The sequence below is a fragment of the Kaistia sp. SLG-1 genome (assembly GCF_059699055.1).
In genome coordinates, this window is record NZ_AP048544.1 from 4,291,407 (window position 1) to 4,316,518 (window position 25,112).

37 protein-coding genes are annotated in these 25,112 nt (G+C 63.1%); 9 read left to right on the forward strand and 28 right to left on the reverse strand.

What is annotated here, in order from left to right; genetic code table 11:
- Window positions 1-16: 16 nt before the first annotated feature.
- On the reverse strand, window positions 17-1,495 hold the full coding sequence (locus AC6HZP_RS19855; protein ID WP_497524248.1) for an SCP2 sterol-binding domain-containing protein: 1,479 nt from the start codon (window positions 1,493-1,495) through the stop codon (window positions 17-19).
- Window positions 1,496-1,581: 86 nt separating this feature from the next.
- Between AC6HZP_RS19855 and AC6HZP_RS19860 the strand changes: the two genes are divergently transcribed.
- The 5 genes from AC6HZP_RS19860 (at window position 1,582) to AC6HZP_RS19880 (ending at window position 4,854) form a co-directional block, all read left to right on the forward strand.
- Window positions 1,582-2,076 (forward strand): MarR family winged helix-turn-helix transcriptional regulator, encoded by a 495-nt coding sequence (locus AC6HZP_RS19860; RefSeq protein WP_497524249.1) that lies wholly within the window; start codon window positions 1,582-1,584, stop codon window positions 2,074-2,076.
- A gap of 595 nt (window positions 2,077-2,671) precedes the next feature.
- Window positions 2,672-2,965 carry a hypothetical protein gene (locus AC6HZP_RS19865; protein WP_497524250.1) on the forward strand — a complete coding sequence of 98 codons (294 nt, stop codon included), beginning with the start codon at window positions 2,672-2,674 and terminating at the stop codon, window positions 2,963-2,965.
- Window positions 2,966-2,989: 24 nt separating this feature from the next.
- Window positions 2,990-3,577 (forward strand): hypothetical protein, encoded by a 588-nt coding sequence (locus AC6HZP_RS19870; RefSeq protein WP_497524251.1) that lies wholly within the window; start codon window positions 2,990-2,992, stop codon window positions 3,575-3,577.
- A 47-nt stretch (window positions 3,578-3,624) separates the two neighbouring features.
- Window positions 3,625-3,819 carry a hypothetical protein gene (locus tag AC6HZP_RS19875; RefSeq protein ID WP_201404178.1) on the forward strand — a complete coding sequence of 65 codons (195 nt, stop codon included), beginning with the start codon at window positions 3,625-3,627 and terminating at the stop codon, window positions 3,817-3,819.
- A gap of 72 nt (window positions 3,820-3,891) precedes the next feature.
- A complete protein-coding gene (locus AC6HZP_RS19880) occupies window positions 3,892-4,854 on the forward strand; it encodes an SDR family oxidoreductase (protein WP_497524252.1) in 963 nt (320 codons plus the stop codon).
- A gap of 99 nt (window positions 4,855-4,953) precedes the next feature.
- Here the strand turns inward: AC6HZP_RS19880 and AC6HZP_RS19885 are convergent, their stop codons facing one another.
- Together AC6HZP_RS19885 and AC6HZP_RS19890 are read right to left on the reverse strand one after the other, a co-directional pair.
- Window positions 4,954-5,346 carry a PRC-barrel domain-containing protein gene (locus AC6HZP_RS19885; protein ID WP_497524253.1) on the reverse strand — a complete coding sequence of 131 codons (393 nt, stop codon included), beginning with the start codon at window positions 5,344-5,346 and terminating at the stop codon, window positions 4,954-4,956.
- Window positions 5,347-5,422: 76 nt separating this feature from the next.
- Window positions 5,423-6,181 (reverse strand): SOS response-associated peptidase, encoded by a 759-nt coding sequence (locus tag AC6HZP_RS19890; RefSeq protein ID WP_497524254.1) that lies wholly within the window; start codon window positions 6,179-6,181, stop codon window positions 5,423-5,425.
- Window positions 6,182-6,305: 124 nt separating this feature from the next.
- Between AC6HZP_RS19890 and AC6HZP_RS19895 the strand changes: the two genes are divergently transcribed.
- Together AC6HZP_RS19895 and AC6HZP_RS19900 are read left to right on the forward strand one after the other, a co-directional pair.
- On the forward strand, window positions 6,306-6,512 hold the full coding sequence (locus AC6HZP_RS19895; protein ID WP_497524255.1) for a hypothetical protein: 207 nt from the start codon (window positions 6,306-6,308) through the stop codon (window positions 6,510-6,512).
- Between the two features lie 246 nt (window positions 6,513-6,758).
- Window positions 6,759-7,031, forward strand: coding sequence for a hypothetical protein (locus tag AC6HZP_RS19900; protein ID WP_497524256.1), 273 nt, complete (start codon window positions 6,759-6,761; stop codon window positions 7,029-7,031).
- A gap of 127 nt (window positions 7,032-7,158) precedes the next feature.
- On the opposite strand, the gene AC6HZP_RS19905 is transcribed toward AC6HZP_RS19900, so the two are convergent.
- Window positions 7,159-7,350: a hypothetical protein gene (locus AC6HZP_RS19905; protein ID WP_497524257.1), complete on the reverse strand. Its 192-nt coding sequence runs from the start codon at window positions 7,348-7,350 to the stop codon at window positions 7,159-7,161.
- A gap of 715 nt (window positions 7,351-8,065) precedes the next feature.
- Between AC6HZP_RS19905 and AC6HZP_RS19910 the strand changes: the two genes are divergently transcribed.
- A complete protein-coding gene (locus tag AC6HZP_RS19910) occupies window positions 8,066-8,386 on the forward strand; it encodes a hypothetical protein (RefSeq protein WP_497524258.1) in 321 nt (106 codons plus the stop codon).
- Window positions 8,383-8,676, forward strand: a complete 294-nt coding sequence (locus tag AC6HZP_RS19915) for a helix-turn-helix domain-containing protein (RefSeq protein WP_497524259.1) — start codon at window positions 8,383-8,385, stop codon at window positions 8,674-8,676. The genes AC6HZP_RS19910 and AC6HZP_RS19915 overlap by 4 nt, the downstream gene beginning before the upstream one ends.
- On the opposite strand, the gene AC6HZP_RS19920 is transcribed toward AC6HZP_RS19915, so the two are convergent.
- The 24 genes from AC6HZP_RS19920 to AC6HZP_RS20035 all read right to left on the reverse strand — a co-directional run bounded on the left by AC6HZP_RS19920 (window position 8,677) and on the right by AC6HZP_RS20035 (window position 25,102).
- Entirely contained in the window at window positions 8,677-9,024 is a 348-nt protein-coding gene (locus AC6HZP_RS19920) for a hypothetical protein (RefSeq protein WP_497524260.1), read from the reverse strand.
- Window positions 9,017-9,481 (reverse strand): hypothetical protein, encoded by a 465-nt coding sequence (locus AC6HZP_RS19925; RefSeq protein ID WP_497524261.1) that lies wholly within the window; start codon window positions 9,479-9,481, stop codon window positions 9,017-9,019. The genes AC6HZP_RS19920 and AC6HZP_RS19925 overlap by 8 nt, the downstream gene beginning before the upstream one ends.
- Window positions 9,478-9,618, reverse strand: coding sequence for a hypothetical protein (locus tag AC6HZP_RS19930; protein WP_497524262.1), 141 nt, complete (start codon window positions 9,616-9,618; stop codon window positions 9,478-9,480). The genes AC6HZP_RS19925 and AC6HZP_RS19930 overlap by 4 nt, the downstream gene beginning before the upstream one ends.
- Entirely contained in the window at window positions 9,605-9,850 is a 246-nt protein-coding gene (locus AC6HZP_RS19935) for a hypothetical protein (RefSeq protein WP_497524263.1), read from the reverse strand. Before AC6HZP_RS19935 ends, AC6HZP_RS19930 begins: the two co-directional genes overlap by 14 nt.
- Window positions 9,850-10,656: a glycoside hydrolase family 19 protein gene (locus AC6HZP_RS19940; RefSeq protein ID WP_497524264.1), complete on the reverse strand. Its 807-nt coding sequence runs from the start codon at window positions 10,654-10,656 to the stop codon at window positions 9,850-9,852. Before AC6HZP_RS19940 ends, AC6HZP_RS19935 begins: the two co-directional genes overlap by 1 nt.
- Before the next feature lie 33 nt (window positions 10,657-10,689).
- Window positions 10,690-11,547, reverse strand: a complete 858-nt coding sequence (locus tag AC6HZP_RS19945; RefSeq protein WP_497524265.1) for a DNA adenine methylase — start codon at window positions 11,545-11,547, stop codon at window positions 10,690-10,692.
- Window positions 11,548-12,403: 856 nt separating this feature from the next.
- Window positions 12,404-12,874 carry a hypothetical protein gene (locus AC6HZP_RS19950; protein ID WP_497524266.1) on the reverse strand — a complete coding sequence of 157 codons (471 nt, stop codon included), beginning with the start codon at window positions 12,872-12,874 and terminating at the stop codon, window positions 12,404-12,406.
- Entirely contained in the window at window positions 12,874-13,503 is a 630-nt protein-coding gene (locus AC6HZP_RS19955) for a hypothetical protein (RefSeq protein ID WP_497524267.1), read from the reverse strand. Before AC6HZP_RS19955 ends, AC6HZP_RS19950 begins: the two co-directional genes overlap by 1 nt.
- Window positions 13,496-13,864, reverse strand: coding sequence for a hypothetical protein (locus AC6HZP_RS19960; protein WP_497524268.1), 369 nt, complete (start codon window positions 13,862-13,864; stop codon window positions 13,496-13,498). Before AC6HZP_RS19960 ends, AC6HZP_RS19955 begins: the two co-directional genes overlap by 8 nt.
- Before the next feature lie 13 nt (window positions 13,865-13,877).
- Entirely contained in the window at window positions 13,878-14,273 is a 396-nt protein-coding gene (locus AC6HZP_RS19965) for a hypothetical protein (RefSeq protein ID WP_497524269.1), read from the reverse strand.
- Window positions 14,273-14,647, reverse strand: coding sequence for a hypothetical protein (locus AC6HZP_RS19970; RefSeq protein ID WP_497524270.1), 375 nt, complete (start codon window positions 14,645-14,647; stop codon window positions 14,273-14,275). The genes AC6HZP_RS19965 and AC6HZP_RS19970 overlap by 1 nt, the downstream gene beginning before the upstream one ends.
- A 3-nt stretch (window positions 14,648-14,650) precedes the next feature.
- Complete coding sequence (locus tag AC6HZP_RS19975; protein WP_497524271.1) at window positions 14,651-15,571, reverse strand: hypothetical protein; 921 nt, start codon at window positions 15,569-15,571, stop codon at window positions 14,651-14,653.
- Complete coding sequence (locus AC6HZP_RS19980; RefSeq protein WP_497524272.1) at window positions 15,571-18,078, reverse strand: phage tail protein; 2,508 nt, start codon at window positions 18,076-18,078, stop codon at window positions 15,571-15,573. Before AC6HZP_RS19980 ends, AC6HZP_RS19975 begins: the two co-directional genes overlap by 1 nt.
- Window positions 18,078-18,491, reverse strand: a complete 414-nt coding sequence (locus AC6HZP_RS19985; RefSeq protein WP_497524273.1) for a DUF6950 family protein — start codon at window positions 18,489-18,491, stop codon at window positions 18,078-18,080. Before AC6HZP_RS19985 ends, AC6HZP_RS19980 begins: the two co-directional genes overlap by 1 nt.
- Complete coding sequence (locus AC6HZP_RS19990) at window positions 18,491-19,117, reverse strand: hypothetical protein (RefSeq protein ID WP_497524274.1); 627 nt, start codon at window positions 19,115-19,117, stop codon at window positions 18,491-18,493. Before AC6HZP_RS19990 ends, AC6HZP_RS19985 begins: the two co-directional genes overlap by 1 nt.
- Window positions 19,117-19,761 carry a hypothetical protein gene (locus AC6HZP_RS19995; RefSeq protein ID WP_497524275.1) on the reverse strand — a complete coding sequence of 215 codons (645 nt, stop codon included), beginning with the start codon at window positions 19,759-19,761 and terminating at the stop codon, window positions 19,117-19,119. Before AC6HZP_RS19995 ends, AC6HZP_RS19990 begins: the two co-directional genes overlap by 1 nt.
- Window positions 19,761-21,650: a hypothetical protein gene (locus AC6HZP_RS20000; protein WP_497524276.1), complete on the reverse strand. Its 1,890-nt coding sequence runs from the start codon at window positions 21,648-21,650 to the stop codon at window positions 19,761-19,763. Before AC6HZP_RS20000 ends, AC6HZP_RS19995 begins: the two co-directional genes overlap by 1 nt.
- A 145-nt stretch (window positions 21,651-21,795) precedes the next feature.
- Window positions 21,796-22,206 (reverse strand): gene transfer agent family protein, encoded by a 411-nt coding sequence (locus tag AC6HZP_RS20005; protein ID WP_497524277.1) that lies wholly within the window; start codon window positions 22,204-22,206, stop codon window positions 21,796-21,798.
- Window positions 22,203-22,637, reverse strand: coding sequence for a phage tail tube protein (locus AC6HZP_RS20010; protein WP_497524278.1), 435 nt, complete (start codon window positions 22,635-22,637; stop codon window positions 22,203-22,205). Before AC6HZP_RS20010 ends, AC6HZP_RS20005 begins: the two co-directional genes overlap by 4 nt.
- 24 nt (window positions 22,638-22,661) lie before the next feature.
- Window positions 22,662-23,060: a DUF3168 domain-containing protein gene (locus tag AC6HZP_RS20015; RefSeq protein WP_497524279.1), complete on the reverse strand. Its 399-nt coding sequence runs from the start codon at window positions 23,058-23,060 to the stop codon at window positions 22,662-22,664.
- Complete coding sequence (locus AC6HZP_RS20020) at window positions 23,057-23,527, reverse strand: HK97-gp10 family putative phage morphogenesis protein (protein ID WP_497524280.1); 471 nt, start codon at window positions 23,525-23,527, stop codon at window positions 23,057-23,059. Before AC6HZP_RS20020 ends, AC6HZP_RS20015 begins: the two co-directional genes overlap by 4 nt.
- Window positions 23,527-23,871, reverse strand: a complete 345-nt coding sequence (locus AC6HZP_RS20025; protein WP_497524281.1) for a phage head closure protein — start codon at window positions 23,869-23,871, stop codon at window positions 23,527-23,529. Before AC6HZP_RS20025 ends, AC6HZP_RS20020 begins: the two co-directional genes overlap by 1 nt.
- 162 nt (window positions 23,872-24,033) lie before the next feature.
- Window positions 24,034-24,609, reverse strand: coding sequence for a head-tail connector protein (locus AC6HZP_RS20030; RefSeq protein ID WP_497524282.1), 576 nt, complete (start codon window positions 24,607-24,609; stop codon window positions 24,034-24,036).
- Between the two features lie 52 nt (window positions 24,610-24,661).
- Window positions 24,662-25,102: a hypothetical protein gene (locus AC6HZP_RS20035; protein ID WP_497524283.1), complete on the reverse strand. Its 441-nt coding sequence runs from the start codon at window positions 25,100-25,102 to the stop codon at window positions 24,662-24,664.
- Window positions 25,103-25,112: the final 10 nt, after the last annotated feature.

A 25,112-nucleotide genomic window follows, 5' to 3' on the forward strand; every position in this document is an offset into this window, starting at 1 on the left:
AGCACCAGCAAATACATCAAGGCGTCAGAATATTGCTGATCTTCATGGCAAGGCTCATGTCTCCCTGGACTTTCAGCCTTCCACTCGTGAACGCCCGTCTCGGATCGAGCGCACCCGTCAGTATTTCGACAAAGTCATTGTCGGTCATCGAGACGGTGCACTGGCACGGGCCATCCCCTTCTCGCACTCCAGCGCTGGCCTCTTTGAAATCGACTATCCAGCTACCGCCTGTGGGGCCGGATAGATCAAACCGGTATGTGGCGTTCAGCGTCTTCTGGATGCTGCTGTTCTTCGTCTTCTGGGCCAGACGCGTCTCGAACAGGCCTTTCGGGGTTGGAACATCCAGCTGTCGCGGGGCGTCGCTACGGGCTCGATCCCGAGCCGCCGTGAAATGCTCCAGAACATGGGATAGCGCGTCCTCCGCGACGGCTCCCCGCAATCCGTCTGAAGCGCCCTGCGCCGCTTCCCTGGCGCGCGGAAACACCGTGGTTTCGTACTCGGCGACGCCCTGGCGCCAGTCGCCATGGCGGATCAGGGCCATGGCAAGATCGGATGCGTCTGCCATCGCCCCATTTGCGCCTTCGCCCCCGAAGGGTGACATCAGATGCGCCGCGTCGCCCAGCAACGTGACGCCAGGCCTGTTGGTCCAGCGATGGCCGATCGGCATCGCGTAAAGCGGGCGCACGGCAAGTAACGTTCCCACCGTGATCAGATTGAGAAACTTGGGGGCAAAATCGGCGAACAGTTTCGCCAGCTCGATCTTGGCCTCGGCCGGCCGTGTTATGTCGAGAACTACGGCACTCTCCGGTGCGCGGAAGGCTGCATAGATGCGAATATGCGCATTGTCATTGCGCTGGCCTGCCAACAGTCGCGCACGCCCTTTTGCAAACATCTTGCCGTGGCCGACCAGCGCACCGATCGCGAGATTCGCCCCGTCGACGTCATCGATGCCGAGTTCGGCGACCATGACGCCTTCGTAGAAGGGCACGGCATCGGAAAGCAGCGGGCGAACACGCGACCATGCTCCATCAGCGCCGACCACGAGGTCGAATGCTTCGCCAGGGGTTCCGTTGGCCATGACGGCATAGCGACCATCATCAAGCGGCCTGACCGTCCGAACCTTCTGGTTCCAGCGCACGGTCCCCGCAGGCAGGGCATCCAGCAGCAACTGCCGGAGCTGCGTCCGATCAATTTCGGGCCGGTTGCCGTGAGGATTAGAATCCTCGAAAAGTAGCTCGCCGTTGGGATGATAGACTTTTCCGCCCTGATCCCCGTAGCGAGCCAATTGCCGAAACTCGCGCTCCAGGCCGGCGAGACGCAGGGCGCGCTGTCCGGTATCGGGATGCATGTCCAACGACCCGCCTTGCGGCCTGGCAAGCGGGTGGGCATCTGCCTCGAAAACCGTAGCCGGAATGTCATGCAGGGCAAGAATTCGCGCCAGCGTCAGGCCACCCGGCCCCCCGCCAATGATCGCAATGCTAGGTGGTTGCGACATGGTCGCCTCCTGTGATAACCGAATGCATAGGAGACTATATATACAAATAGGATCCAATGTAAATAATTAAATAGGAGCCAATGCGAATGTCCGAACAGGCGGAAAACTGGAATGCCGGGGTGATGCCCGCTATGCTGGTTTCCACGGCCGGGAGATTGCTCGCTCGGCTCGCTGACACTCGATTCCGCAAAATCGGCATCAGCATCAGTCACTTCCCTGTGCTGGTCGCCTTGATGGAGGGGAAAGCCCTCTCGCAAAAGGAACTCGCCCGGATCGCGGGGGTGGAACAGCCCAGCATGGCCCAGCTTCTCGCGCGGATGGAGCGGGATGATCTGATCCGCAGAGAGCCGGATCCGAAGGATGGAAGAAGCAGCCTCGTTAGTTTGACAGACAGCGCGATCAGCAAGATCGGGCCGGCGCGTGAGATCCTGGCAATGGGAAACGGAGAGGCGGTCGCCGGCTTCAACCAGGAGGAAATCGACACGTTCGTCGAATTGCTCCAACGCGTGATCGTCAACGTAAACGATGCAAGCAAATCGGCGAGTGCAAACGAAGAAGCGGCCGATTCCTTCGCAAAGTAGGATGATGGCTCGCCCGCCATAGGCAGCGATCGGCTTGGCGTCGGGCCTGCCGGTGCTCATCGATACGTTGAGGGCGATCGACGGGCGTCGCGCCAGGGCTGCAGCTTCGCAGCTGGCTCGGACGCGACATGAAAAGGCACCTCGGATCGGGCGCCTTGCCGCAAGTCGATGATATCGTTGGGAATTGTTGGTAGCGGAGGGCCGTACACAGCGTTCCCCCCAACATTTCTCATTTGGCCGCTGGGCGGCATGAGAAGGGATGGAGTCCGGAAGGGGGCGCCCTCAATCAACAAAATCAGCCGGTTAGCGAAATAGTTCTCAAAAGCTGGTGGCGCATCGTTGCAGCCCTTCCCGTCGGGTGAGACCAGGTCACGAGACCGCCCGCCTTCTATGGCTTAGAGGCAAACACACCAAGCAAGTGGGATCCTCGCATTTGCCAGGCGGAACGATAAACGCTCAAGGCAGTTGATATCTCACCAGGCGATCCCGGGCTCGGAAGCATTCGCTAGAGCCTAATCGCTTACTCAACGCCCTTCATTCTGTGACATCGCTCTGCGGTGCGCGGCGAGCTATGCCCAAATCTGGAGATTTGCTCATGAAACAGTTCGTATTTGCCAGCCTTCTTGTCGCGGCCATGGCGTCTCCCGCCTTAGCTGAAGAAGCCACTACGCCCGCCGTCGCCGGCGATAAAACCAACCCGGCGGCACCGGTGGCCGGCAAGAACAGCTTCACCGAGGGCCAGGCCCGCGATCGCATCGCAGCCGCCGGCTACAGCGATGTGTCTGCGCTCGTCCAGGACGCTGACGGCATCTGGCGCGGCAAGGCTTCGAAGGGCGGAACCGTGATGGATGTCGCCGTCGATTTCCAAGGCAACGTCACCAGCAAGTGAGCCTCGCGGCGAAAGGATATTCCCATGACTACGATCGTTTCTGGACTGTTTGACAGCCGTGCTGACGCCACCAACGCGCTTCGCGATCTGCAGGCCCTCGGCGTCCCGCGCGATGATATCAGCCTCGTCGCATCCAATGCCGACAACGATGTCGATGTCTCGGACGTGGGGTCGGACGCCGGGGCGGGTGCTGGCCTAGGCGCCGCATTCGGCGGGCTCGGTGGCCTCCTGGCCGGGCTCGGCATCGTTGCCATACCTGGCGTGGGGCCTGTCGTGGCTGCCGGCTGGCTGATCGCAACGGCGGCCGGAGCCGCCGCAGGCGCGGTGGTCGGCGGTGCCGCCGGGGGTATCGTCGGTGCCCTGACAGAATCGGGCGTGCCCGAGCGGGATGCAAACGTCTACGCGGAAGGCGTCCGCCGTGGCGGTACGCTGGTCACGGCCCGTGTCTCCGACGATAAGGTTGAGCTGGCTCGCGGCGTCCTGCAGGACGCTCGAGCTGTGGATCTGGAGCGCCGTCGTGCCGACTATGAGGGGGCGGGCTGGACGAGATTCGATCCGGACGCGCCGCTCCCCCGCAGGGATCGGGTCGGGCTAAACAACGACCTGGTCTGATACCAACGAGGGGCCTTCGGGCCCCTCGCCAATGGGAGCGAGCTGAAATGCGCGCATTGACCGATCGCGAGTGGCAGACCCTTACCGATGTCTCCAATCCGTCAGAGTGCCTTTTGCGGGACGGCGAGACGATCGAGCGCCTGCTGCGCGAGGGCCTCATACACCAGCTTGCAAACTGCTACCGGCCGACCCCGCTCGGCACGGAAGCGCTGCAGCGACGCCAAGGCGGGCGGGCGCGCTAGCTCCCAGGGCGACGGCGGGAATTGTCGCCGATGGCACGACTTTGCGAGAGCAGCCAAGGGAAGGACTTGTCCATGAGCACCGGGAAAAAGGTCGAGAAGAAGCACCGTGAGATCCAGCGCAAGGTCGATAAGGACGACGCTGGAGCCAAGACCTCCAGGAAACCGACGGCCATGCAGGCTGGCGCTCGGGAATATCCTGCCCCACCCTTTCCCAGGCAGCACCACCCCAAACCGGGCGTGGAAAGCGAGATCGATCCCGCGCCGATGTATGACGCGCCGTTCTGGAAGGGCTCCGGTAAACTCGATTCAAGCGTGGCGCTGATAACGGGAGGCGATTCCGGTATTGGACGCGCCGTTGCGGTCCTGTTCGCCAGGGAAGGCGCCGACATCGCGATATTCTATCTATCTGAACATGACGATGCCGAGGCTACGAAGTCCGCGGTCGAGGCCGAAGGCAAACGGTGCCTTCTCATCTCCGGCGACGTCGCCCGACGGGAAGACTGCAAAAAAGCGGTGGCGCAGACAGTCAAGCAATTCGGTCGGCTTGATGTTCTCGTCAACAACGCCGCTTTCCAAGTGCACTCCACCGAATTCGCCGACCTCACCGAGCAGCACTTCGACACGACCCTGAAGACCAACCTCTACGGCTATTTCCATATGGCCCAGGAAGCCGTGCCGCACATGAAGCCGGGCTCGGCCATCATCAACACGGGTTCGGTCACGGGACTGATGGGTTCGAAATCCCTCGTCGACTATTCGATGACGAAGGGTGGCATTCACGCCTTCACCAGGGCTCTCTCGGGCAATCTTGTCGCCAAGGGCATCCGCGTCAACGCCGTGGCGCCCGGTCCCGTCTGGACCCCGCTCAACCCGTCCGACAAGACGGCCGAGGACGTGGCCGAGTTCGGCTCGGACACGCCGATGAAGAGGCCGGCCCAGCCGGAGGAGATCGCTCCAGCCTATGTGTTCCTGGCCTCTCCTCAGTGCTCCAGCTACATCACGGGGGAAGTGCTGCCCATCGTCGGAGGCTACTGATCGGCGTATGAGAAGGCAGGAAAAGCACTTCATCCGTTCCGTGAATGGATGAAGTGCTTTGGGCGTTGATGGCTGGGTTGCTTCCGGCGCGCGAAGCTTTCATTCGGCGTATTTGAACTCGGCCGCCGCCGTCAGGCTATCCTTTGTCGCCGCAGGCAAAATCGTCTTGCCCTTCTGGGTCGTATCGAGATCCTTGTAGGGAACGGCAACGAGCTTGGAGCCCATGCCGAGGAACCCGCCGACAGAAAGAATGGCATAGGGGACTTGTTGATCGCCTGTCAGGATCAGGTCGTCTACAGATCCGATGTTGTCACCCTTCTCATTCTCAACGGTCGAGCCGATGATCTTCGACGCGCGCCAACCGGTCGCGATGGTCGACGGATCCACCTTGGCTACGCCGACTGTTTCCTTCGGAGCGGGGTTGGCATCCTGGGCCATGGCAGGGACTGTCAACGCGGCGAGAATGGCCAATGCTGCGAGTGTTTTTGTCATGACGAACCATCCTTCCCTTCTCAGCGTAATCAATTAATTCTTCGATCGCTGAGCGGTTCCGGGAGCCTAGCCGGGGCTAGAGCAGCAACGGTTCTGTGGGTGGTTCAAGGGATGGCGCCTCGCCGCCGTCTTCCTTCGCTCCACGAGCGACGATTTGTAAGCTGCTGCCCGGCAGCGGCCGCTGCAGTGCGAGGGCCTCGTTCGCCGGCGCCCTCATCCAGACATCGATCTCTTCCGACGTCGTCAGGATCACAGGCATCGCCTTCGGATGAATCGGCGCGACGACCTCATTCGGCTCCGTGGTCAGGAAGGCGAACAGATCATTCGTCGTCTCGCCTTCCCTCACCTTTCGGACGCTCGTCCAAGTCGTCCAGATCCCGGCGAAGAAGGCGAGCGGCCGATCCTCCGACAGTGCGAACCATACGTCGCCGCCCTCGAGCCTGTTGAACTCCGAGAACGAGGTGAAGGGCACGACGCAGCGGCTCTCGACGCCGAGCCAACGCTGCCAGTGCTTGCTCGTCACATTCCGGACGTTGGTGGTCCCGGTGTCCGGCTCCATGCGGAGCAGTTCCTTGAAGTCGACCTGATGCCCTTTCGCCTGCAGCTTGGCGGCACGCTTCTTCGTCGCTTCCATGAGCGCGAATTGCGACGATGGCATGCCCCATCTGGCGAACGCCAATTCCCGCACGCCGTCCACCGCGTTCCTAACGATCGGTGCCGGGTAGTCGGGAAAGATGCCGGGCAAAGGCGGCAGATTGCCCGCGTGGTCGCGCAACGCTTTGGCGAAGGCGCGGATGGCATCCTGCGTTCTGGTCATCGAATAGAGGTTGCACATGGGCCGAAGCCTACCGGGGCTCCTGCAAAATGGAAGTCCTTGACGTCAACAGCCCTGCACGGTGCCGCATTGACTCTTCGGCCAATGAGAACAAAATAGGAACATAAGCCTACAGGAGACCGCCATGGGCCAGTCGGCCGGACACATCGACGAAGAACAGCGAGCCCTCGACGCGAGGGTCGATAGCCTGCTCGCCGCCCATCGCGGCGATGCGCGTGCCGTTATCGAGGTGCTGTTGCTGGCGGCCGACGGCAGGGCCGAGCGCATTTCATATGGCTATGTGCGCGGCCGGCTACCAGCTATCGGGAGCGACGCCCATGGGGCGATATAAGGGCCAAAGGAGCGCGGCCACCATCGACCGCGAGTATCCCCACCAGGTTTGCCTCGACGTTCCTCACTTGGGCTTCGGCAAAAGCCTCGATGTCATGATGGGCTACTGCCGCGATCGTGACTTCGCCCAGCGGCCCGGTGACGACCGCCTCGTCCATCAAGCGCTCTGGTGCTTCAAAACTGTCGCCGCAGCCGACGCATTCCACGAGCGCTTCTCGTCGCACTGGCATGGGAAACGGGTTGACCGATGAGCGTCGAAACGCTTGGCGATGCCTATGCAGCCGGCTGGACCGCATCCGTCCGCTGCCTCGGCCGCAACGCCAAGACCAAGAACGGCACCAAGCCTTGCTCCCAACAGCTGGACCTCAACCTGCCGACGCTGATCTGGACGCGCGGCAGGGAGTTTCCACTTGCGATGCTGCCTGAGCGGCTCAAGTGCCCGTCTTGCGGCTGCCGGAAGGTGTTCGTCGTCTTCGACATGCCGGAAAAAGGGTCTCAGGCGATGATGGGCGGCGGCTAGTGCAGAGCCAAAATGTCCAGAACGCCCTTGATCAGAGCCCACCACAAAAGAACGCTTAAAGCGACGACGGCAGCGTAGACGAACGTCCGATGAATGGTCCCGCGTGTCATGAATTGTAATCGCCGCGTCAATCGCTCTCCAACCTCAACTTTCCGCCCCTGTAGTCGAGGACACGCGCCTCAAGAGCTAAGACAACAGCCCTAACGAACACGGACTTATCATCAGAAACATCCCTCTCGAACTCGCGCTGCAGATCTTCCGTACTGACGACCCCACCTAGGCGCTCAACGATCGCGACAACATCATCCCAGACCGCCATTTAGTCCTCCTAACGACACGCCCAGAACGCGAGTAGCAAGTATCGACTATATACAACCTCAAGTCGACAACTTCACGGACCGGCAGCCACCGATGGACCCAACATAGGCAAAGGCCCGATAGCACCTTCAAGAGTGGTAAGGGCGGAATGAGGCCCCTATCCAATCGGCCAGTCGGGCTTCTCCCAATCACGGCCAGCAGAATGACCACGCCATCACATTGGCGGTATTAAAAAAGTCAATACGCAACCTTAAGTTATCAACAATCTCGCTTCGGCATCCTGACGATAAGATTTTTGCGGCATTTTCTGGACGTCAAGCCAGTAAATGCATACATCACGATTATTTTACTTCAAATTTCAAAATGATCTGGCAGCCTGCCCTAGGGAATTCAAATAAAAATGAGGGCTGAGAACATGCATGCAACTGCAGCATACATAAGAGATTTGTCCCGAGAACTAAGCAGGATGGCAAAAAAAGATCGGATGCTTCCTCTTGCACAAACGCTCAAAGAAGCCTCCCAAGAAGCAGCCAAGATCGCAGAGACACCAGACGAAGCAGGAATGCCTTCAAACAATTCTGGAAGGAATTTCGGAAATGCTTCACCTAGCCAGAAAAAACGACTTATCCGAGACAGCCAAAAAGCTCCTAAGCGCCCAAGACGAGGCGCGAAGACGCCTATCGAAGGGCACCAAGCACTAGTCGGTGGGGACTGAGATGGCCGTTCTAGCTGGAACACCACTTCGAGGCGCAAAGAGCCTCAGAGCCAAATGGGCCAACAGCTTTTCGGACTGGGTCAGGTCTGGATTGGATGGCCACACGGCTTGCGCGGTCGAGACCTACAAGATCTGGCACCGCCCCGATGACGACCAGTTTACACTGATGATCAATGCCGGCCTCCCGAGCCAGCAAGCCTGGGAAATCGCCCCCGACGATGCATTCCGGCTGGCAGACGCCCTCTGGGGTGCGTGCGAAGCAGTTGAGCGCGAACCTACTCAAACACACGCGCTCGAGCTCCCGCTGGATCACGAGCCATGACGCCGCCCGACCCCATTGATGTAGCAATCGGCCGGCGCATTCGAACGCTCCGAATTGAACGAGAGATGTCTCAGGAGAAGTTTGGCGAATCTGTAGGCGTCACATTCCAACAAATCCAAAAATACGAGAAGGGTACGGATAGGGTCAGCGTGTCGCGAATGCTGAGGATGTCCCAGGTTTTAGGCGTCCCACCATCGTACATATGCGACATCGATACCGTCGCCGAAGGTGGGGATACCACGGGACAGCAAATAACCCGCGCCGATGAAGCCCGTCGGGCGCTTTTTTGATCACCCCCGCCTCACCCGCTTCAAGATCCGCTGCACCTTGACCTCCGCCCGTTCCTCGGCGCGGCGCTCGATCTCGGCCTCGTCAGCCTCCGCTCGCATGATATCGCGGATATCCTCGAGCGCACGGACGCCTTCGCGAAACACCAGAATGAGTCCCCGTACTTCCTCGACCAGATCCTTCATGGGCCTGGTGTCAGCGATCGACGCCCCAGTGATCACCAGGTCTTCGGCCGGCTGCGCCTTCCCCTTCCGGAGATAGCCGACCAGGAAGGCCAAGGTTCCGCCAATGAAGCCGGCAATGAAAATGACGGTGCGAAGCCATTCGGGAACCGAAGCGACATCAGGCATTGCGTCCATGCTTCCAGGCCTCGTCTGAATGCCGGGTGTCCGTCGAGCTCCGGACGATGTTGTAGTAGTCGAGCGCGAGCACGACGACGGAGGACGAAAGACCTGTAGCCGTGGTGTCGGTCGTCCAGACGGAGAGCGTCTGCGCCAGCCAGAAGAAGCAAGACAGGAAGGCCATCCCGGCGCGCACATGCGGCGAATACCGCGACCAGGCGGTCTCGGCGAAGGTGCCGTTGATGACGAGCGCCAGCAACCGGGCGGCGGCGATCAGGACCGCCGCGCCACCCCAGAGTTCCGGTGTGCCCCACTCCCCCAGCAATCGCCAGGCCGGCCGCTCCAAGTATCCAGGGGTGAAGGCGCAGTTCAGCCCCCATATCAGCAGCATCGCTGCCAGCGCCCATTCCGACGCCCGCGACGGCAGATGCTTGGTGATGCCGGTGGTGATCCGGGCGATGATCACGGCGAGCCCTTCCAGTCGCAGGCGGCCGCGCCGTAGCGATTGTGCTTCACGATCTGCTGCTTGGTTCCGACAGTCAGGCTGTCGTCGACCGACGGGCGGATCGGCGCCGACACGTCGCAGAAATCACCGCCGGTCACGCATCCAGCGAGCAAGCTCATCATTGAGGCGGTCATGCCCCATCTGATCAACCGTCTCATCGCCTGCCCTCCTTTTGGAAATTGCTTCGAGCCGATCCGCCGCGCGTTTCGCGATCGCCTGGTTGCGCCCCAGGGCGACGAGCCTGAGCCCGAGGACGGCGGCGGCGGCGGCGATGACCGTCACGGCGATGCAGGCGCGGCCGAACCGCGTGGCGAGAAGCCATTGCCACATCAAACCAGCCCTCGCCGCTTCATCGCCCGCCAGATCAGCACGCCGGCGGCCATGGCGACGACCAGGAAAGCCACAAGCGCGTAGGGGTTCTGGATGGCCGCCAGCACCGTCGCAGCAAGGGAGCCGACGACCGTGGTGACGGCACCGATCGCCGTTTCCGATTTCAGGATCGAGCCCGGCGCCTCGGTCGCGATCGGCGCATCGGGCAGATCGGACGGCGGCAAGGGCTGCAGAGAAACCGGCGCCGTCGCGCCAGAGCCAAGGATCTCTTTAGCCTTCGCCAGATAGCGCTTGCGATCGGCGAGCCCGTTCAACCCGCCATTGATCTTACGGGTGATCGCTTCGACGTTGTCGGCATCGGCAAGAGCATTCAGCCTCTTCGCCTTCCAGTACTCGCAGGCGATCCGGAGCGAGTTGCGCAGTTGGGCGGCGTGCTCCGGTCCGGCGAGCAGGTCGATGCCGATCAGCTTGCCATACTTCGCGTAGTTGTACCGGCCGGTGCACTGGAAGATGCCGCGCCCGCGGAACCGTGCGCCATCGCCCGGCCGGGTGTTGCCGAGTTCCTTGCCGACATTGGTCTGCGGCCCATAGCGATTGTTGAAATAGCGCTCCGAGCCACGCTCGACGAGCGTGCTGAAGCCGTCTGTCTCATGTGCCGCCTGGGCGAGGAATTGGGCCAGCCGCAGGGGCGTGGTGATGCCGTAGGCGGGCAGGATCTCGCCGAGCAGCGCGGGAAGGCCGTTGAGAATTGCGGAATCGCCCTTGGGCGCCAGCCGACGAAGGTCGGCCGCCGTGATGCGGGTCATGGATTGTCTCCGATGCTGCGGGAAGGAGAAGGCTCAGGCGCCCGTCAGCGCCTCGAAGAGGGGCATTCCGCCTTGTGGCGACGGCACGCCCCTTTCATTGGTGATGATCAATTCGCCGACAGCCTGCGGGAGGCCGACTGCGACCGAATAGGTCGTCTCGACGACGTCGATCGCGAAGCCCTCGAAGGCGGCGCGAACGTTCGGCGTGTCATTGATCGAAAGGATGAAGCCGCCGGCGATCGAGCGCAGTTGCGTCGCCAGCGTCACGAAGTCGGCCGGGCTGAACACGCCCTTGCCATAGTCGTCCTCGGATCCGGCATAGGGCGGGTCGAGATAGAACAGCGTCCCCGGCCGGTCATAGCGGCTGATTAAGTCGCCATAGGGGAGGTTTTCGATGACCACGCCCGCTAGGCGCTCATGCACCGCCTCGAGGACGGCGGGCAGCTTGGTGACATCGAACCGAGCCGACTGTTCGGGCGACACCCCGAAGTTTCGACCGCGGACTTTGCCACCGAAAGCCAGGCGCTGCAGGTAGAGAAACCGCGCCGCCCGCTCCAGATCCGTCAGCGTCGACGGATCCGACGCGGCGAGCCGCTCGAATTCCCGCCGGCTGGCGATCTGGTAGCGCAGCATGTCGAGGAAGGCGACGTAGTGGCGCTGCAGCACGCGGAAGAACCCTGCCACGTCGCCGCTGATGTCATTGATCACCTCGGCCTTGGGCGCCCTCTCCCGCTTCAGGAAGACGCCGCCCATGCCGACGAATGGCTCGGCATAGGTGACATGCGGGACGGCGTCGATCATCGCGACCAGTCGCGCCGCGAGGTTGCGCTTGCCGCCGATATAGCCGGCGACAGGCGAGACCGGCTCAACCGGCCGGAACTCCGTTTCCATGGTTCGTTTACTCGAATCAGTCACACCGGAGGGGCTGTGCACAGCAGCGGCGGGCGTGACGTTGAGCGTATTGGCGTCGTGCGGGCTAAGCCCCGTCCAGGGTCCCGCAGTTCGGAGCGTTCGCGCGCTCCGGGCCGCCCGCTCCAATTCCGAAGCAGTTGGCAGATGCGCTCCGCCAGGATGGCGGCAGAACTGCGAGGCTTTCGCGGAACGGATTCAGCCACGCCGCATTCAGATGTCGTGGACCAATGTCTTCCGGCTTGGCCCACCGAAGTGCTCATGAGGAAACTTCCCGCCTCCCCGAGGCGGGCTTTTTTAAGCTCAGGAAAGCGTGACGCGGAACGAACGCCGAAGTCGGCTATTATTGCGACGGGCGACCATCTCCGTGCTCGCCCCGTTAAGAGTGCCCGGACTTCCAAAGCCCGCTTGAAAAGGCGGGCTCTTTTTCAGCTCCGGAACGAGTACCCACCCTAACGAATTGAGATTCTGCGGGCGTGCCTGAGGGCATGCCGACCTGGTCGGCAGTTCGAAGAGCTGCTGGAGGGATCTGACGAACCGCCCGCGCAAAGATCGTGATGGGCACTGCCCGGAACCTTACGCAAGACGGTCCGTTGTGAAGCCTGAGGGTGCGCATTCGCCCCCCGAAGCATCCTCGAAGCCCGCCGACTGGGTGAAACCGGCCGACGGGTTTTCTGTGATCGAGGTTCAAGAGTCTGCGAGCGCCCCGGAACAGACGTTTAGGTGCAGCATTTATGCGACGTGGGACGGGTTCCCCGAAAGCACCGTTCCACAGGGAGAGACATGGGAACTGCCCGCCTCTTTGAGGCGGGCTTTTTTTGCGGTCGTTCGGACGTGATCAGTAGCCGGCGGCCGCGAGGAAGAGAGCGTCAATAGCGTCGTCGTCCAGCGACATCTCGGCGCCGAGCGCGGAGACGTATGGGTGCCCGCGTTCCCAGATATTGGCATCAGCGAACCAGATCCGGACGGCGCGGACTGGGATTTCGGCGATCATCGCCTCGACTTCTTCGAGCAGGGTCACCCTGCCGACGAAGACACCCTCTTCGACCTCTTCCCCCGGCACGGTGATGACCGCATCAAGCGCCAGCTTCGCCTGCGCGGCCGAGACCCTACTCGGCACGCGAGGCGGCGGCGCCTGATAGGCCGCGATCGGGATGGCTTGGGCTGCGACAATGGCGCGAATGGCAACAGCCATCTCGGCGTCGTCGTCCGGCGCGATCGTATAGACGAAGGGTTGCCCCGCCACCGGCGTGACCGTCACGTCGTAGCGGCCCGGGACACTGGTGTAACGCGCGTTGGCGATCAGCATCACGAAACCCTCACATAGTAGTTTTGGCTGTAGGGTGGCGAAGCCGCTCCGCTGACGTTCCGCCACGTACCGGTTTGCTTGCCGCCGTCGAAGTAAGTGTCCCAGGCGTCGAGGATGACCGTCGCCAGCTGAGAACCCGCGACGGTGGCGCCGTTCGCAAGGGTGCTGTTCTGATCGCGATACAGCATCGCAAGTGTCCCGACCGGAAAGGGCGAGGACGACGGGATATTGGCCGAGATCGCCGTAGAGATTGCCGCGGCGACGAACGCGGTCGAGGCCGCCTGCGTCGTGTTCGTCCCCGGCGGCGCGGTGGGAACCGTAGGAATCAGAACCTCAAATTTGGCGACGATCGCCGCGAGACGTGCATTGACCTCGACCACGGAGTGCCAGCCGACGCTCGTGCGTAGGATCCGATAGCTCGCCTCGTTGGAGAGCGCCGCGCCCGGCCAGGGCGTTGCCAGCGTCAAGCTGGTGTTGCTCACGACGGCACCGATCAAGGCGAAACTATTGCCCTTGATCAGCATGTCCCCCGGCATCACCTGGCTGGCAAAGATCGTCTGTACACCCGTGACGTCGATACCGCCGGCGGCGACCGTGATCGTGCCGGCATTGTAGGTGCTGTCAGCCATTCAGGATCTCCTCGAGGACGGCGTCGATGGCGGCCGGATGCGGCGCCGAGCGGATGGCGGCTTGCGCGGACTGACGGCGGATCTCGATCACGGTCAGCGCCTCGACCTCCCCTGCCGCCTTGGCGATTACGGCCGAGGCCAGCAACGTCACATCTCGGCCGGCAGCGGCGGCTTCAGCCGTTAGCATCGGCGCCCCACCCTCGCCCGCCAGGACGCGCTTGGCCTCCGCTACCTTGCGCGCGCGCAGCAGCGCCACCGGCGACGCCGTCATGGCATAGAGCCGTTCGCCGATGATCTGGTCGAGGCGTGCAAGGGCGCTCGCCCGGAGCGGCTCCAGGTTCTTCGTCAGTCGGATTTTCAAGGGATGGCTCCGGCTAGGTGGCCGTGATCTCGGCCGACCAGGGCATAAACGGGAACTGGTCGAAGTCGATAAAGTAGGTCGCCGGCATGCCGGCCGTCAGTTCGAGGCGGCCGCCCTCAACGGTCACCGGCTCGCCGTCGATGTGAACGACGCAGGGATCCGGCAGGCCAGTGATCTTGATCTTGCTGCGCTTGTCGGCCGGGATCTCGGTGCGGCTGATCTGGATATCCGCCACCGGCCGCGCGACGAGCTCGCCGTCGAGGACATAGTTCGCGACATAGGAGGCATTGTCGGGGACCAGGACGAACGCTTCGCCGCGTGACCGAAGATTGGCGAGCTCTTCGGGGGATGTCGCGCCGGACTGATTCCCGACAATCTCACCCTTCTCGTCATGGAAGAACAGCTTCATCAGGTGATCTCGTTGTCGTAGACGTTGTAGGAGAACGATGCGATGCCGCCGGAATAATTGTTGATCGTGAAGTAGTTCCGGCCACGGTAATAAGTGACCTCGAACCCTCGCCCAGGGCTCGCCGTCGCGTCGCCCGCGATGATCCGATCGACGAAGATCAGGGGCAGGCCGTTGAACGTCTTCGGGAGTCCGACGTCCGTGTTCCCGGTTGGCCGGTTCCAGAGGGTCCCGGAGACCAAGGGGCGTAATCGCTTGGCTGCCGAATTGAGCACCAAGCCCTCGGGCGGCGCGGTCAGAACATCATAGCCCGGCTTGGAGAACTGGATGACGAAGGCACCATTGCGCAGCCCGATGTAGCCTCGAGTGGTCGGCATGGCTCAATCCGTCGGGACGGGAATGTCGAGGACGATAATCGAATAGTACATGTAGAACGCATTACCGATGCGGTAGAGCTGCGCCTGCCCGACGCCCGGGCTAAGGGTTCGGACATACCCCCATGCCGGATAGGCTCCGCCATAGGTGTTGACCTGCTTGTCCGACGGCAGGGTGTAGGTCTGGTTCCCGTTCGTGATCGCCATCGTGCAGAAGAACAGGATGATCGGGTAATATCCTCTCCACGTGTAGTTGAAGTCGATGGCCGTGAAGTTGTTCGAGGTAGGACTGTCCGCCGCGCCCTGCCGTCCGCCGGTGATCGTCGCGTTGATGTTGACGAAGGTGTCGTCCGAGCTGAACGTCATCTGCTCCTTCGGACATGACCGGACATCCCAGCCCGGCCTAGACGCATAGAGCCCGTAGTCAGCCCCCCGCTTCCCCATCATCATCCGCGCCAGCGGTCGCGGGTCGTTCCCGACGCCGACGACGTCCAACGCCGGGATCTTGAACACCACGACGACCATATGGACATCCTGGCGGATCGGCCCCTGAGAGTAGAAGAGGACGTGATCCCGACGCGTCTCCCAAGAAATCGTGCCGGTGCTGTAGTTGACCTGCTCGTGGCGCCAATAGCTCCAACTGCCGTTCGGGCCAGAGAGGAAGCACTTCACCACCGGCACATAGGGGAGCGCCGGGAAATTGAACCGCATCGGGTTGGGGATGACCGTGTCCTGGTTCACGGTCCGGGCGTAAGAGCGATGGCTCAGCACAGCATGGATATTGCCGGCGAACGGCCACGCGGTGTCAAAGTCGATATGCTCGCGCCCAAGGTTCGGATCCGAGGCATCCCGGCCAGGCTTGCTGATGCGGGCGCGATAGTCGCCCGGCGTCAGTTGGCCGGCGAACAGGCGAGGCGTATAGACCATCAGGGCTCCGAGAAGATGATGCTGTCATTGCGAAGGTCCAGCTTCACGACGCTGTTCGACGACTGCAGCAGCGCCTCGCGCATCAGCACGCGGCCATCGAGGATTGAGAACGGGATCACGCTCGACGTTGCGTCGCCGACGACGAACTGGTCGACCTTGAAGAAGCAGCGGACAACCCCGCCGACAAGGTCGAGGAAAAAACCACCCTCCTTCCAGTTCGGCGTGCCCTCGGTCCCGGCATTCAGCAACACCTCGAACCGGGCGCTCACCCCGGACGGCGCGGCCGTCGCCCCGAACTTGACGAAGCCACCGGCCGACATCTGGTCGGCCTTTGTGTTGATCGCTGTTACCTGCTGAGCGACCGCCGCGTCGCCCGAGACATAAGCCTCGGTGATCTGCTGGATCGCCGCGCTCAGATTGTCACGGATGGCGGCGCGCTGGATGTAATCGGCCCCGACATTCTCTGCCCCATCGTGCGCCACCTGATCAATCAGTGCATCGAGCTGGCGGCGCAGCTCTGCCATCGAACCGCGTGCGTCATTGGTGTTGAGCGCCAGCTCATAGGCCTGTTGCTGCGTCAGCCCTTCCGAGATGTCCGGCGTCAACACGGGCCGCCAGCTCGACCAGGCCATGGCGCGCGGCGATGACGGACGGTAGCGCCCCCTCACCTCATATCGAGTCCGGCCGAGGATATTCTGCGAGATGATGAGCGCGCCGGCGTCGAAGCGATCGGTTTGATCCTGCAGTACCATCGTGCCATCGACCTCGAGCCGCACCTCAAACTGCACGCCGTCGACATCATCAATCCGGGGATCCCAGGACAGGCGAATGCCCGCGCGCATGCCCCCGCCGTCACCGGTGATGGTGGTTGCGGCGACGTTCCAGTCGAGGATCGGTTGGGCCGCCGGACGGACCACCTCCGTCGGCCCGGTCTCTATCGGCTTCAGGGCGATCGGGTTGTAGTCGCTCGGATCGACCTCGGTAATGTTCCAGCCGACATTGAGGTTGGCGAGATCCTGCACCGCATCGGCACGGAACAACTTGTTCGTGTAGCCGTTGCGCGCCGACGTCCAGGAGACGAAGTCGAGCGGCTCGACAGGGAAGGCATCCGGCGGCATCGGCAGCGCGTGCTCTCGGAAGCGCCGCGCCTCGGCGAGCGCCGACGCCATGAGCCGCTGTACCTGAGTGCCGGAGGAGACCACGCCATAGCTCACGTCGGAAACCTGACGCCGGCCGTCGTCTTGCTGCTCGAACAGCGTCGAGTAGAGCGGCGGCGCATCCTTGATGTTCCACCCCTCCTTCGGCTCGACATACTTGGCCGTGACCGCATTGATGACATCGGCCAGAGACGGGAACGGCTCGAAGGTCTGCGGGTCGGTCGAGAGGATATCGTCGTCGGTGAAGTGGTAGACGGACAGCCCCGGCGCGCCGACATGCGGTTTGTAGACGCCGCCGATCTCGGCCAGCCGGCCGTTGCACCCCTTGAACAGCTCGGCGAGCAGATCCGCAGGCTCGGTATCGAACGAGACCTCGGCGCCGCCGTAGTATTGGGGCTCCGATCCCGAGCCGCCCCCTGGGGCGCTCAGGTCGCATTCATTCAGGGCAGCCGCCCAGGAGGAAATCGGCACCTGCACGCCGGAAACGGTCTGCCCGCCGAAGACCCACTTGCCCTTGTAGGTGATGCCGCGAATGACGTTGTAGCCCATCAGCGCGAGGTTGCGAGATGCCGGGGTATAGGTCGCGATGTCGCCCCAGACCTGCGTGCCGGAGCCGCCCATGGCGCTGTCCCTGCGCACGTCATAGACCGAGATGCCATCCAGCACGAACCTGAATTGCGGCCAGCCCGACCAGAGCTTGTCGCTCACTCGCGCGACGATCACGACATAGGCGACGCCCGTTCCAACGCGGGTAGAGCGGTAGGGGCGAGCCGATCCTGCGAAACGCGCAACCATTTGTGCGTCCGCCGCCGTCTGATTACCGTCATAGAAGCGTACCCAGAGGCGGTCGCCGTCGTCATTGTATTCCGGGATCGCGCGTTGCACGCCGGACGGTGTCGCCGGGTCCCAGGTGACCTTCGAGCTCCCCACCCAGAGCTCCGCCAACCCCTTTACCGGCAAATCCGAAAGCGAGATCACCATGTGAAGGAATGCATTCGGCGTCTTGCCGTCCTCACCCCAGGTGTTCATGTAGACGAGTGATCCGGCCGTCGCGGCGCGACCCAGAATGAACGAGCGCGGAATGGCGCCGCCGCTCTGCATCTTGCCGGACATGCCGCCGGCGCCGCCGACCTCCTTCTTTTTGCCGAACAGGCTTTGCGCCAGATAACCCAGGCCTGCGCCGATTCCGATCTTCAGCAGCGCGCCGCCGACAAGGCTGGCAACGGTGCCGCCGCCAAGCCAGCTGGCGAACACACCGACCAGACCGACGACCGGAGCCGCTTCGGCAGCAAGGGTCGAGCCGAGCAGCAGGAACGCCGCGTCGACGAGTATCCGGATCATGCGTTTCATCAGGGGACCCTGAAGGCCTTGGTTGCTGAAAGCCTATCCATGGCGCCGAGACCATCCGGCCCAAGGAAAAGAGCCTGCTCGCCGGCGACGATGCCGAGCGCCCAGCCATCCGGCGTCTCGACGGCGACGAGGTCACCGACATGTGCCAGCATCGGCGAGGTCTCTTCGAAGAAGTTGGCGACGAGCGAGACGAGATCGGCATAGCCCGCTCGCTTCAGCGCCCGGACAGCGCCGGAGGCCGTCGAATAGGAGCCGCGGAAACCCGTCGCGAGATCGAGGCCGGTCATGGCCTTGACGCAATCCGCCGTGAACAGGGCGCAGTCGTGCTGCCCCCAGGCAAAGGGCTCGCGCCGATGCGCCTCGATCGTCTCGTGCAACGCCACGCGCCAGGTGGGAAAACGTGCCAGCGCCATCAGCCTGCCCTCCCCTTTTCCTTGCCCCAGAAGATTTCCCAATCGACGACCACAACGGTGTCCCGGTAGAAGTCGTCGTCGGCCTTGCGCAGGATCTGGCTCTCATGGCTGCGCACGTCGGGGTTCTTTCGGCGCAGCTCGCGCGTATGCGACGCACAGGTGAGCGTGACCGTGGAAGACCCGCCTTCGGCCGCGGTCTCGATCGGCGCCGTGTCGATGAAGCCCATGAAACGGGACTTGGCCGGCGCGACGAGTTCGTGCGTGTCCGGGTTGAGATAGCCGCGCGAGATCTGGATCGGCGCATTGCGCGCGTCATAGGCGCGGACCAGCTCCGAGACGTCACTGTCGAGCCCTGAAAACACGACATCGACAGTGCGCACGGTGATGTCGGAGATCAGCGGGATGTCGCCGACCGACACAATCGCGCCACCAATGCAGGGCCACGATCCGACCAGCCCCGTTCGGCCGTCGACGATCTCGGCGACAAAGGCGCCCGAATCCTTCCAGAACCCCTTCTGCACCGGGTTTCCGGTGATGCGATCCTTTACCGTGATCGTCACGAAGTCACGCGCGACGACGGTCCGGGCGGCGATGGCCGCCATCTCTGCAAAGGAAAGCCAGCGCATCAGAGCACCTGCAGGGCGTCAAAGGAGATGGGGCCGCGGGCATTCAGGTTGAGGGGCGTCGAGACGGAGCCCGGGACAATCATCATCAAGCAGGCAGGCCGCTTCACCTGCACGGCCGCACCAAGCGCAGCACCCTGCCGGATCGGCGGGCGCACTTCGAAGGGACCGGTCACGCCGGCGCCATTGGCGACGAACGGCTCGACCACCTGATGCAGCGCATAGGCCGGTCCGGTGCCGTAGGCAAAAGCGAGATGATCGCCGACCGAGCCGACGAAGCCCGCAGGCAGCGACCGCAGTTGCATCGTGGTCGCCGACGGAAGGGCCTGAATCGCCGCCTCTCCTGCGAAGGCCACACCCGTCGGCCAGGAGCCGCGCGGGTATGCGATCGGATAGCAGGCGGCGAGATCATAGCCCCAGAATGTCTTCTTGCCGTTCTCCAGCGCCCCGAGCCGCGCCTTCCAATGGCGGAGCTCATTGGGAGACAGCTCCCGCGTCGCCGCCCGCAACGTCCAGAGTGTCGAGCGTAGATTCTTGACGCGGATCTGCCCGCCGGCCTGGCCGGACGTCTCGTCGCCATAAGAAGGGTCGAGCGTCGTCCAGCCGGGCCAGTCGGCCAGGAGGTCGGTCGGGTAGGCGATCGACATCAGAGCATCCCGGCTTTCTGCATGTTGCGGATCCTGTCAGGCAAGGCGGCCATCAGCCGTTTGTTGTTCTCGGCCAGGATCGAGGCCATCTGCGCTTCGCTCATCTGCGAGCCGCGTGCGTCGATATGGGTGTCGCCAAGCCGGATGACCGGTGCCGCCGCAACCCGAGGCGCTACGGCCGCCGGCGCCACAGGAGAGAGCCCCGCCATTCCGGCACCACTGACGCCCGCATTCATCGCCTCGAGGAGCGCCCGGTTCTTTGCGGTAGCACTGGCGTTGACGACGAATTCCTTGCCGTGGACAACGCCCCGGACGTCGCTCCGACTGCTGCCGCCCGTATAGCCGCCGCTGGCGAAACCGAGCAGCTTTCCGATCGCGCCAAATGCACTGCCACTCGAACCGCCGCCCGCGAGCGCGTTGAGACCAATGTCGATGAGCTTGGACGCAATCTTGTCGAGCGCGTTGCCCAAGGCCTCGGTCGCCGACTTGCTGTTGCGCAGATCCGAGATGAAGCCGCCGAACACATCCCGGCCGAGATCCCGCATTTCCTCGGCGCGTTCGCGGACGAGGCCCTGCTGCTCGGCCAGCTTCGCGGATTCGACCGAGGCCGTCGCGTAGCCCGCCGCCAGAGCGTCAATCTTCCCGCGCAGTTCCGGCGTTATGGCGATGCCGGCCTCTAGCGCGGCGGAGAGCAGATCCTGTTCGGCGCGCGCCTTTTCGACGGCAAAGCCGTAGTCGTCGATCAGCGGATTGACCAAGGCCTGCGCGGCCGTTTCAGCCTTCAGCGCCTCGGTGCGCCGGAGGATCGCTTCTGTCTGCCGCTGGAGATCATCCTTTCGACCCGACCCGTAGCCCTCCGGCGGCACGATTGCCGGCTTGGTAATCGTGCCGGCATCCAGCACTTTCCCCCCACCCCGCACCGAATCGAAGAAAGCGTCCGACTGAGACTGGTTCGGAGACGGCGCCGAGGCCCCGATCTTGAAAGCGCGGATGCCCTTGGCCTGGTTCGACTGGTCCCAAATGGGCGATAGCGCGTTGGCGTAATTTCCCTTTTTAAGCTGATCCAGCGTGTAGGTCAGATCCTTGACCGAGAGCGTGATCTCTTCCAGCGCCGAGACGACATAGGGCGCGGTTTCGACGGCGAACCCCTTGAACGTCGCGCTCAGCGTCGATTTCAACTGGACCAGCTTGTCGTCGAGATCCGCCGCCTTCGCCACGAGACTGTTGCTGACGACCGCGCCTGCCTCCTGCGCATCTCGGCTGAGCTGGTTGATGCCGGCCGAGCCCTGCTGAAGCAAGCCGACCATTTCCTTTCCGGCCGAGCGACCGAACGCGAGGATCGAGAGATTGAGTGCGTCCTGAGGGGACTTCGCCCGGCTGACCAGATCGGCATAGGAGCCGAGCATGTCGGTGACCGAGCGCAGCTTCCCGTCCTGATCGTACAGCGCGATGCCATTGATCTTGAGCACCTTCGCGAGGTCACCACTCCCGGCCGCCGCCTGCGACATGTTCTGCGCAAACTTCTGCAGCCCGTTGTCGAGGGCCTCCGACGAGCCGCCCGCCTGGTCGGCCGCGAACCGCAGTTCCTGCAGCTTTTCGGCCGTGATCCCGATTCGGTCGGACGTGTCGGCAAGCGCCGCCAGGGCGCTGACGGCGTCGGAGATGGCGTTGACTGTCTGCATCGAAAACAGCGTGCCGATGGCGCCGACCGCAAACCCCTTCATGAAGCGATCGCCGATGCCGTTGAGGTTGGCGTTCATCTTGTTGAAGCGGCCTTCGATCTTCGTGCTGGTCGTGTTCGCGATGCCGACGGCCTTTGCCATGGAACGCTCGTAGCTCTTGAGCTGCGCTTCGAGGCGGACAACCAGCCGCTCAAGATCCGTCGCCATCAGCCAAGCCTCCTAACCAGATCGTGGAATTCATCGGTCGTCGGCGGGTCGACCACGTCGTCGGGAGAATTCGCCCGGTTGTGCCCGTCAATGCAGGCGGCGAACTGCCAAAGGCTCATGGCGTCGACTTCGGCCGGCGTGAAACCTAGGACGGTTCCGGTGCCGTAGAACTCGGCGAAGGCGAGGCGTCCGTCCGGATCGCCCCCGTTCTCGGCCTTCGCCGCGCCTTTTTTCCCACCGGTTCATCCGGCGGCCCGACGAGCGCGCTGATGAGAACGGCCTGTGCCGCCGGGACATTGTCCATCAGCGGGAAAACGTCGACGTAGCGGGTGACGAGACCGAGCGCCTCGACCGGCTTCATGCCGCCGCCGATGAGGCCGATCCGGATGGTTTCGCGGATATCGTCGACCCGCCATCGCCCCGTGTTGACGCGCTGCAGCAGCTCGGCCGGGCCAACGCCGGTCTTCTCCTGCAACTCGCGCCATTCGCCGATGGCCAGCCGGAAACGATGCTGGCCATCGCCCCAGGCGAAGGAAACCGAGCCGTCGCGGCTCATGTGGTCAGTTCCACAGGGCCATCGGACTGCAGTTCGATCTCGACCTGGATCAGCCCATCGATCTCGCCGGTGAGGTTGAACGTCGTCAGATGATACTTGCCGAGATACGTCCGCGGGCCGACGGCGTAATCGAGGGTCACCTGGACATTGATCGATTCCTGATTGGCCAGAGCCTCTTCGTAGAGATCAAGGCTTTCCTTGGCCAAGGTTCCCGAGCCGGAGATCGTCGCCGACAGGGCGCTTTTCACGCGTTCGGTCCAGATCGGGGCATCGGGGTCGAGGCAGTCGGCAATGTTGAATTCATTGACCGACGCCGAGCGGTTGAACGATTTCGTCGTCAAGGCGCAGGGCGCAACGAACACCTCGGGCGACGCACCGTCGCCAATCTTGATAAGCAGCTTCGAGCCGCGAGCCGTCGTCGGCTTGGCCATAGTCATCTCCTCTGGTGGCTTGGGTCAGGCGGGCTGTGTCAGGGCCCGGAACGTCATAGCGATGTGATTGGTCAGCCCGTCGGGATCCCGAAGGGTTCGCGCATCGCGGAAGTGCAGCAGCTCGAGCGAATGACCGTCGAGGTCCAGATCCGTGTCGTGAAGGGCGCCGCGGATCTTGTCGGCGATCCCCTTCGCTTCCGGGAACCCGACCGCGCGCGACCACACATGCACGTCGGCAAAGCACTCGGAGCCGCCGTAGCAGTCCGCCAGGTCGGCGTTGATCTGGATCTCGCCGATTGTCACATAGGGGAACACTGCCGATGCGGGTGGCGTGTCATAGACCCGCCCGCCGAGTGACGGCACGGCGGCGACGATCGCATGCAGGAAGGCCGCCTGAAGCGCGAGGCTAGGATCCGAGGTCACGACCCCTCCGCTATTTTCTTGATCGCCTTGTTCATGGCGCGGTTGACGCGGCTCTTGGCCCGCTTCCGCAGCGCGCGATAGGCAGGGAAGAAGAAGGGCTGGGCGCGAGCGCCCGGATGCATGGAGCCCTCCGTGGTCCCGCCATTCTCATGCGGCGCAGATCCAAACTCGACGAGATGGGCGTAGCGCGTTTCGGAATTGCCGGCGGAGATGACGACTGTCAGATCCGGATCGCCATCCGCCGTGGCCGAGCCTGCAAGCGAGGAATAGTGCTCTTTGCCTCCGCCCCAGGTCTGGACGATGCTTCGCGCCAGACGGCCGGAGCGCTTCGGCGCCAGGCGGCGTTGCATATCCTGAATTTCATCGGCGCTTTCGGCGAGGGCCTGCTTCGCCGCCGAGCGCACCTTTGCCGGCATCGCCGCTAGTTTCTTCAGCAGGCGTTGCCGGTTTTCGACTTTCGTGGCCATCAACCGATCGCCACGCCGCTCGTCGCGAGCACGTCCAGAAAGGCGCCCTTTTCATCCATGTTCGCCATGGAGGTGATGTTGTAGAGCGTTCCCTTGTGAGCATCCCGCGCGCGCCAGTCCGCACCGATCTGGCGGGTGCTCGACGATAGCCGTACCCGAATGATGACTGGCTGGGAGCCGGCCAGCCGTGCAGCCTGCACGCCCTCGCCGCCCTTCAGCGGCTGGATGCGCGCCGAGACGACGAACTGTTCCTGCCAGTCGCCGGCAACTTGGTTGCCATAGCCGTCATCGACAACACCGCGTCGATCGAAGGCGACACGCTCGCGAAGCTCACCCGCGCTCATCTGGCTTATCCTTGCTGACGGGCTCAGCCGCGCAGGCCTGCTTCGCCGCCGCTGCGCAGGCGCGCGTAACGCGCAATTCCATCCCGGCCTTATAGGCGACGGTCACGCGCCCCCGCCGCTCCGCCGGGGACCAATTGAAGTCCGCCACGAAACGGACGCGCATCAGACACCGACACGCCGGAAAGGTGCGAGCAGTGCGTCGACGGAGAAAGGCAACGCCGTAGCGATGGTGCCGACAATGACCGCTTCTCGGTTGGCAAACCAATGCCCAACGAGCAGGAGGATCGCCGCCTTGATGGCCGGCGGCACGTCGGCCGGATTCGCCCCGGCGATGTACTGGACCGAGACTGCGGCTGTGCTGGCGAGACCTCGCGGGACCGCAAACCCTTCCGCCATTTCGGCATAGGATCCGAGACTATCGGCCCGCAACGAATAGGCCCCTTGGGGAAGGGTAGCCTCGGAGCCGGAGGCGTTGCGCCATCGGATCTCCGAGATGGAGGCTGCGGGAAGCGGCAGTCTCAGAGCATGGCTGAAACAGTCGAAGTCCTGTCGCCAGGTCTGAGCAACGAGCGCCCGTCCGAGGATGCCGCGGTAGCCGTCGAGGAGATCAACCGCGCTAGCCAGCAAGGCCTTGATCAGCAGGTCCTCGTCTTCACTATCGACGCGGAGGTGTGCCTTCACCTCTGCAACAGAGACCGGCGTCTCAACGGGAGCGAAAACTCGCACAGGGGTATGCATGGCAAAACTCCGAATGGGTCGGGGCGGGGCGGCCGAGGGCCGCCCCGATCGACTAGGCCTGATTGGCTTCAGGCCGGTTGTTGCCGCCACCCTTGATGACGATAGCGGCGATCGGAGTACCGGTGCCGTGCGTGCCACTGAAGCCCGCGAGAAGCTTCAGGAAACGCTTGCTGCCCTTGTAGCCATAGCGGTAGACCGCCGCCGCGGCATGAGCCGCTGTCAGGGCTTTGACGATGCCGCCGGGCCCGACAGCAGGTTGGCCGAGCACATCGTCCGCCGTGACAGGGACGTAGGTGCTGTCGTCATCGCTGTGGGTCAGCTTGAACTCGATCTTGTTCGTTCCCGAGAACGCGATACCGCCGATTCCCAGGGCGAGCACGATTTCCGCCGAGTTGTAGCCGCGGAGATCGATCGTGGCCGGAGTGTTGTCGGCTGCGAGTACCGCAGCACCAATCGCCGAGACAATGGAGATATCGGAATGGAGGTCCTTCATGACCTATCCT

Bases quoted from the DNA above. Each gene is read 5' to 3' on its own strand.
- AC6HZP_RS19855 (WP_497524248.1), bottom strand. From the start codon at position 1,495: ATGTCGCAACCACCTAGCATTGCGATCATTGGCGGGGGGCCGGGTGGC.
- AC6HZP_RS19860 (WP_497524249.1), top strand. From the start codon at position 1,582: ATGTCCGAACAGGCGGAAAACTGGAATGCCGGGGTGATGCCCGCTATG.
- AC6HZP_RS19865 (WP_497524250.1), top strand. From the start codon at position 2,672: ATGAAACAGTTCGTATTTGCCAGCCTTCTTGTCGCGGCCATGGCGTCT.
- AC6HZP_RS19870 (WP_497524251.1), top strand. From the start codon at position 2,990: ATGACTACGATCGTTTCTGGACTGTTTGACAGCCGTGCTGACGCCACC.
- AC6HZP_RS19875 (WP_201404178.1), top strand. From the start codon at position 3,625: ATGCGCGCATTGACCGATCGCGAGTGGCAGACCCTTACCGATGTCTCC.
- AC6HZP_RS19880 (WP_497524252.1), top strand. From the start codon at position 3,892: ATGAGCACCGGGAAAAAGGTCGAGAAGAAGCACCGTGAGATCCAGCGC.
- AC6HZP_RS19885 (WP_497524253.1), bottom strand. From the start codon at position 5,346: ATGACAAAAACACTCGCAGCATTGGCCATTCTCGCCGCGTTGACAGTC.
- AC6HZP_RS19890 (WP_497524254.1), bottom strand. From the start codon at position 6,181: ATGTGCAACCTCTATTCGATGACCAGAACGCAGGATGCCATCCGCGCC.
- AC6HZP_RS19895 (WP_497524255.1), top strand. From the start codon at position 6,306: ATGGGCCAGTCGGCCGGACACATCGACGAAGAACAGCGAGCCCTCGAC.
- AC6HZP_RS19900 (WP_497524256.1), top strand. From the start codon at position 6,759: ATGAGCGTCGAAACGCTTGGCGATGCCTATGCAGCCGGCTGGACCGCA.
- AC6HZP_RS19905 (WP_497524257.1), bottom strand. From the start codon at position 7,350: ATGGCGGTCTGGGATGATGTTGTCGCGATCGTTGAGCGCCTAGGTGGG.
- AC6HZP_RS19910 (WP_497524258.1), top strand. From the start codon at position 8,066: ATGGCCGTTCTAGCTGGAACACCACTTCGAGGCGCAAAGAGCCTCAGA.
- AC6HZP_RS19915 (WP_497524259.1), top strand. From the start codon at position 8,383: ATGACGCCGCCCGACCCCATTGATGTAGCAATCGGCCGGCGCATTCGA.
- AC6HZP_RS19920 (WP_497524260.1), bottom strand. From the start codon at position 9,024: ATGCCTGATGTCGCTTCGGTTCCCGAATGGCTTCGCACCGTCATTTTC.
- AC6HZP_RS19935 (WP_497524263.1), bottom strand. From the start codon at position 9,850: ATGTGGCAATGGCTTCTCGCCACGCGGTTCGGCCGCGCCTGCATCGCC.
- AC6HZP_RS19940 (WP_497524264.1), bottom strand. From the start codon at position 10,656: ATGACCCGCATCACGGCGGCCGACCTTCGTCGGCTGGCGCCCAAGGGC.
- AC6HZP_RS19945 (WP_497524265.1), bottom strand. From the start codon at position 11,547: ATGGAAACGGAGTTCCGGCCGGTTGAGCCGGTCTCGCCTGTCGCCGGC.
- AC6HZP_RS19950 (WP_497524266.1), bottom strand. From the start codon at position 12,874: ATGCTGATCGCCAACGCGCGTTACACCAGTGTCCCGGGCCGCTACGAC.
- AC6HZP_RS19955 (WP_497524267.1), bottom strand. From the start codon at position 13,503: ATGGCTGACAGCACCTACAATGCCGGCACGATCACGGTCGCCGCCGGC.
- AC6HZP_RS19965 (WP_497524269.1), bottom strand. From the start codon at position 14,273: ATGAAGCTGTTCTTCCATGACGAGAAGGGTGAGATTGTCGGGAATCAG.
- AC6HZP_RS19970 (WP_497524270.1), bottom strand. From the start codon at position 14,647: ATGCCGACCACTCGAGGCTACATCGGGCTGCGCAATGGTGCCTTCGTC.
- AC6HZP_RS19975 (WP_497524271.1), bottom strand. From the start codon at position 15,571: ATGGTCTATACGCCTCGCCTGTTCGCCGGCCAACTGACGCCGGGCGAC.
- AC6HZP_RS19980 (WP_497524272.1), bottom strand. From the start codon at position 18,078: ATGAAACGCATGATCCGGATACTCGTCGACGCGGCGTTCCTGCTGCTC.
- AC6HZP_RS19985 (WP_497524273.1), bottom strand. From the start codon at position 18,491: ATGGCGCTGGCACGTTTTCCCACCTGGCGCGTGGCGTTGCACGAGACG.
- AC6HZP_RS19990 (WP_497524274.1), bottom strand. From the start codon at position 19,117: ATGCGCTGGCTTTCCTTTGCAGAGATGGCGGCCATCGCCGCCCGGACC.
- AC6HZP_RS19995 (WP_497524275.1), bottom strand. From the start codon at position 19,761: ATGTCGATCGCCTACCCGACCGACCTCCTGGCCGACTGGCCCGGCTGG.
- AC6HZP_RS20000 (WP_497524276.1), bottom strand. From the start codon at position 21,650: ATGGCGACGGATCTTGAGCGGCTGGTTGTCCGCCTCGAAGCGCAGCTC.
- AC6HZP_RS20005 (WP_497524277.1), bottom strand. From the start codon at position 22,206: ATGAGCCGCGACGGCTCGGTTTCCTTCGCCTGGGGCGATGGCCAGCAT.
- AC6HZP_RS20010 (WP_497524278.1), bottom strand. From the start codon at position 22,637: ATGGCCAAGCCGACGACGGCTCGCGGCTCGAAGCTGCTTATCAAGATT.
- AC6HZP_RS20020 (WP_497524280.1), bottom strand. From the start codon at position 23,527: ATGGCCACGAAAGTCGAAAACCGGCAACGCCTGCTGAAGAAACTAGCG.
- AC6HZP_RS20025 (WP_497524281.1), bottom strand. From the start codon at position 23,871: ATGAGCGCGGGTGAGCTTCGCGAGCGTGTCGCCTTCGATCGACGCGGT.
- AC6HZP_RS20030 (WP_497524282.1), bottom strand. From the start codon at position 24,609: ATGCATACCCCTGTGCGAGTTTTCGCTCCCGTTGAGACGCCGGTCTCT.
- AC6HZP_RS20035 (WP_497524283.1), bottom strand. From the start codon at position 25,102: ATGAAGGACCTCCATTCCGATATCTCCATTGTCTCGGCGATTGGTGCT.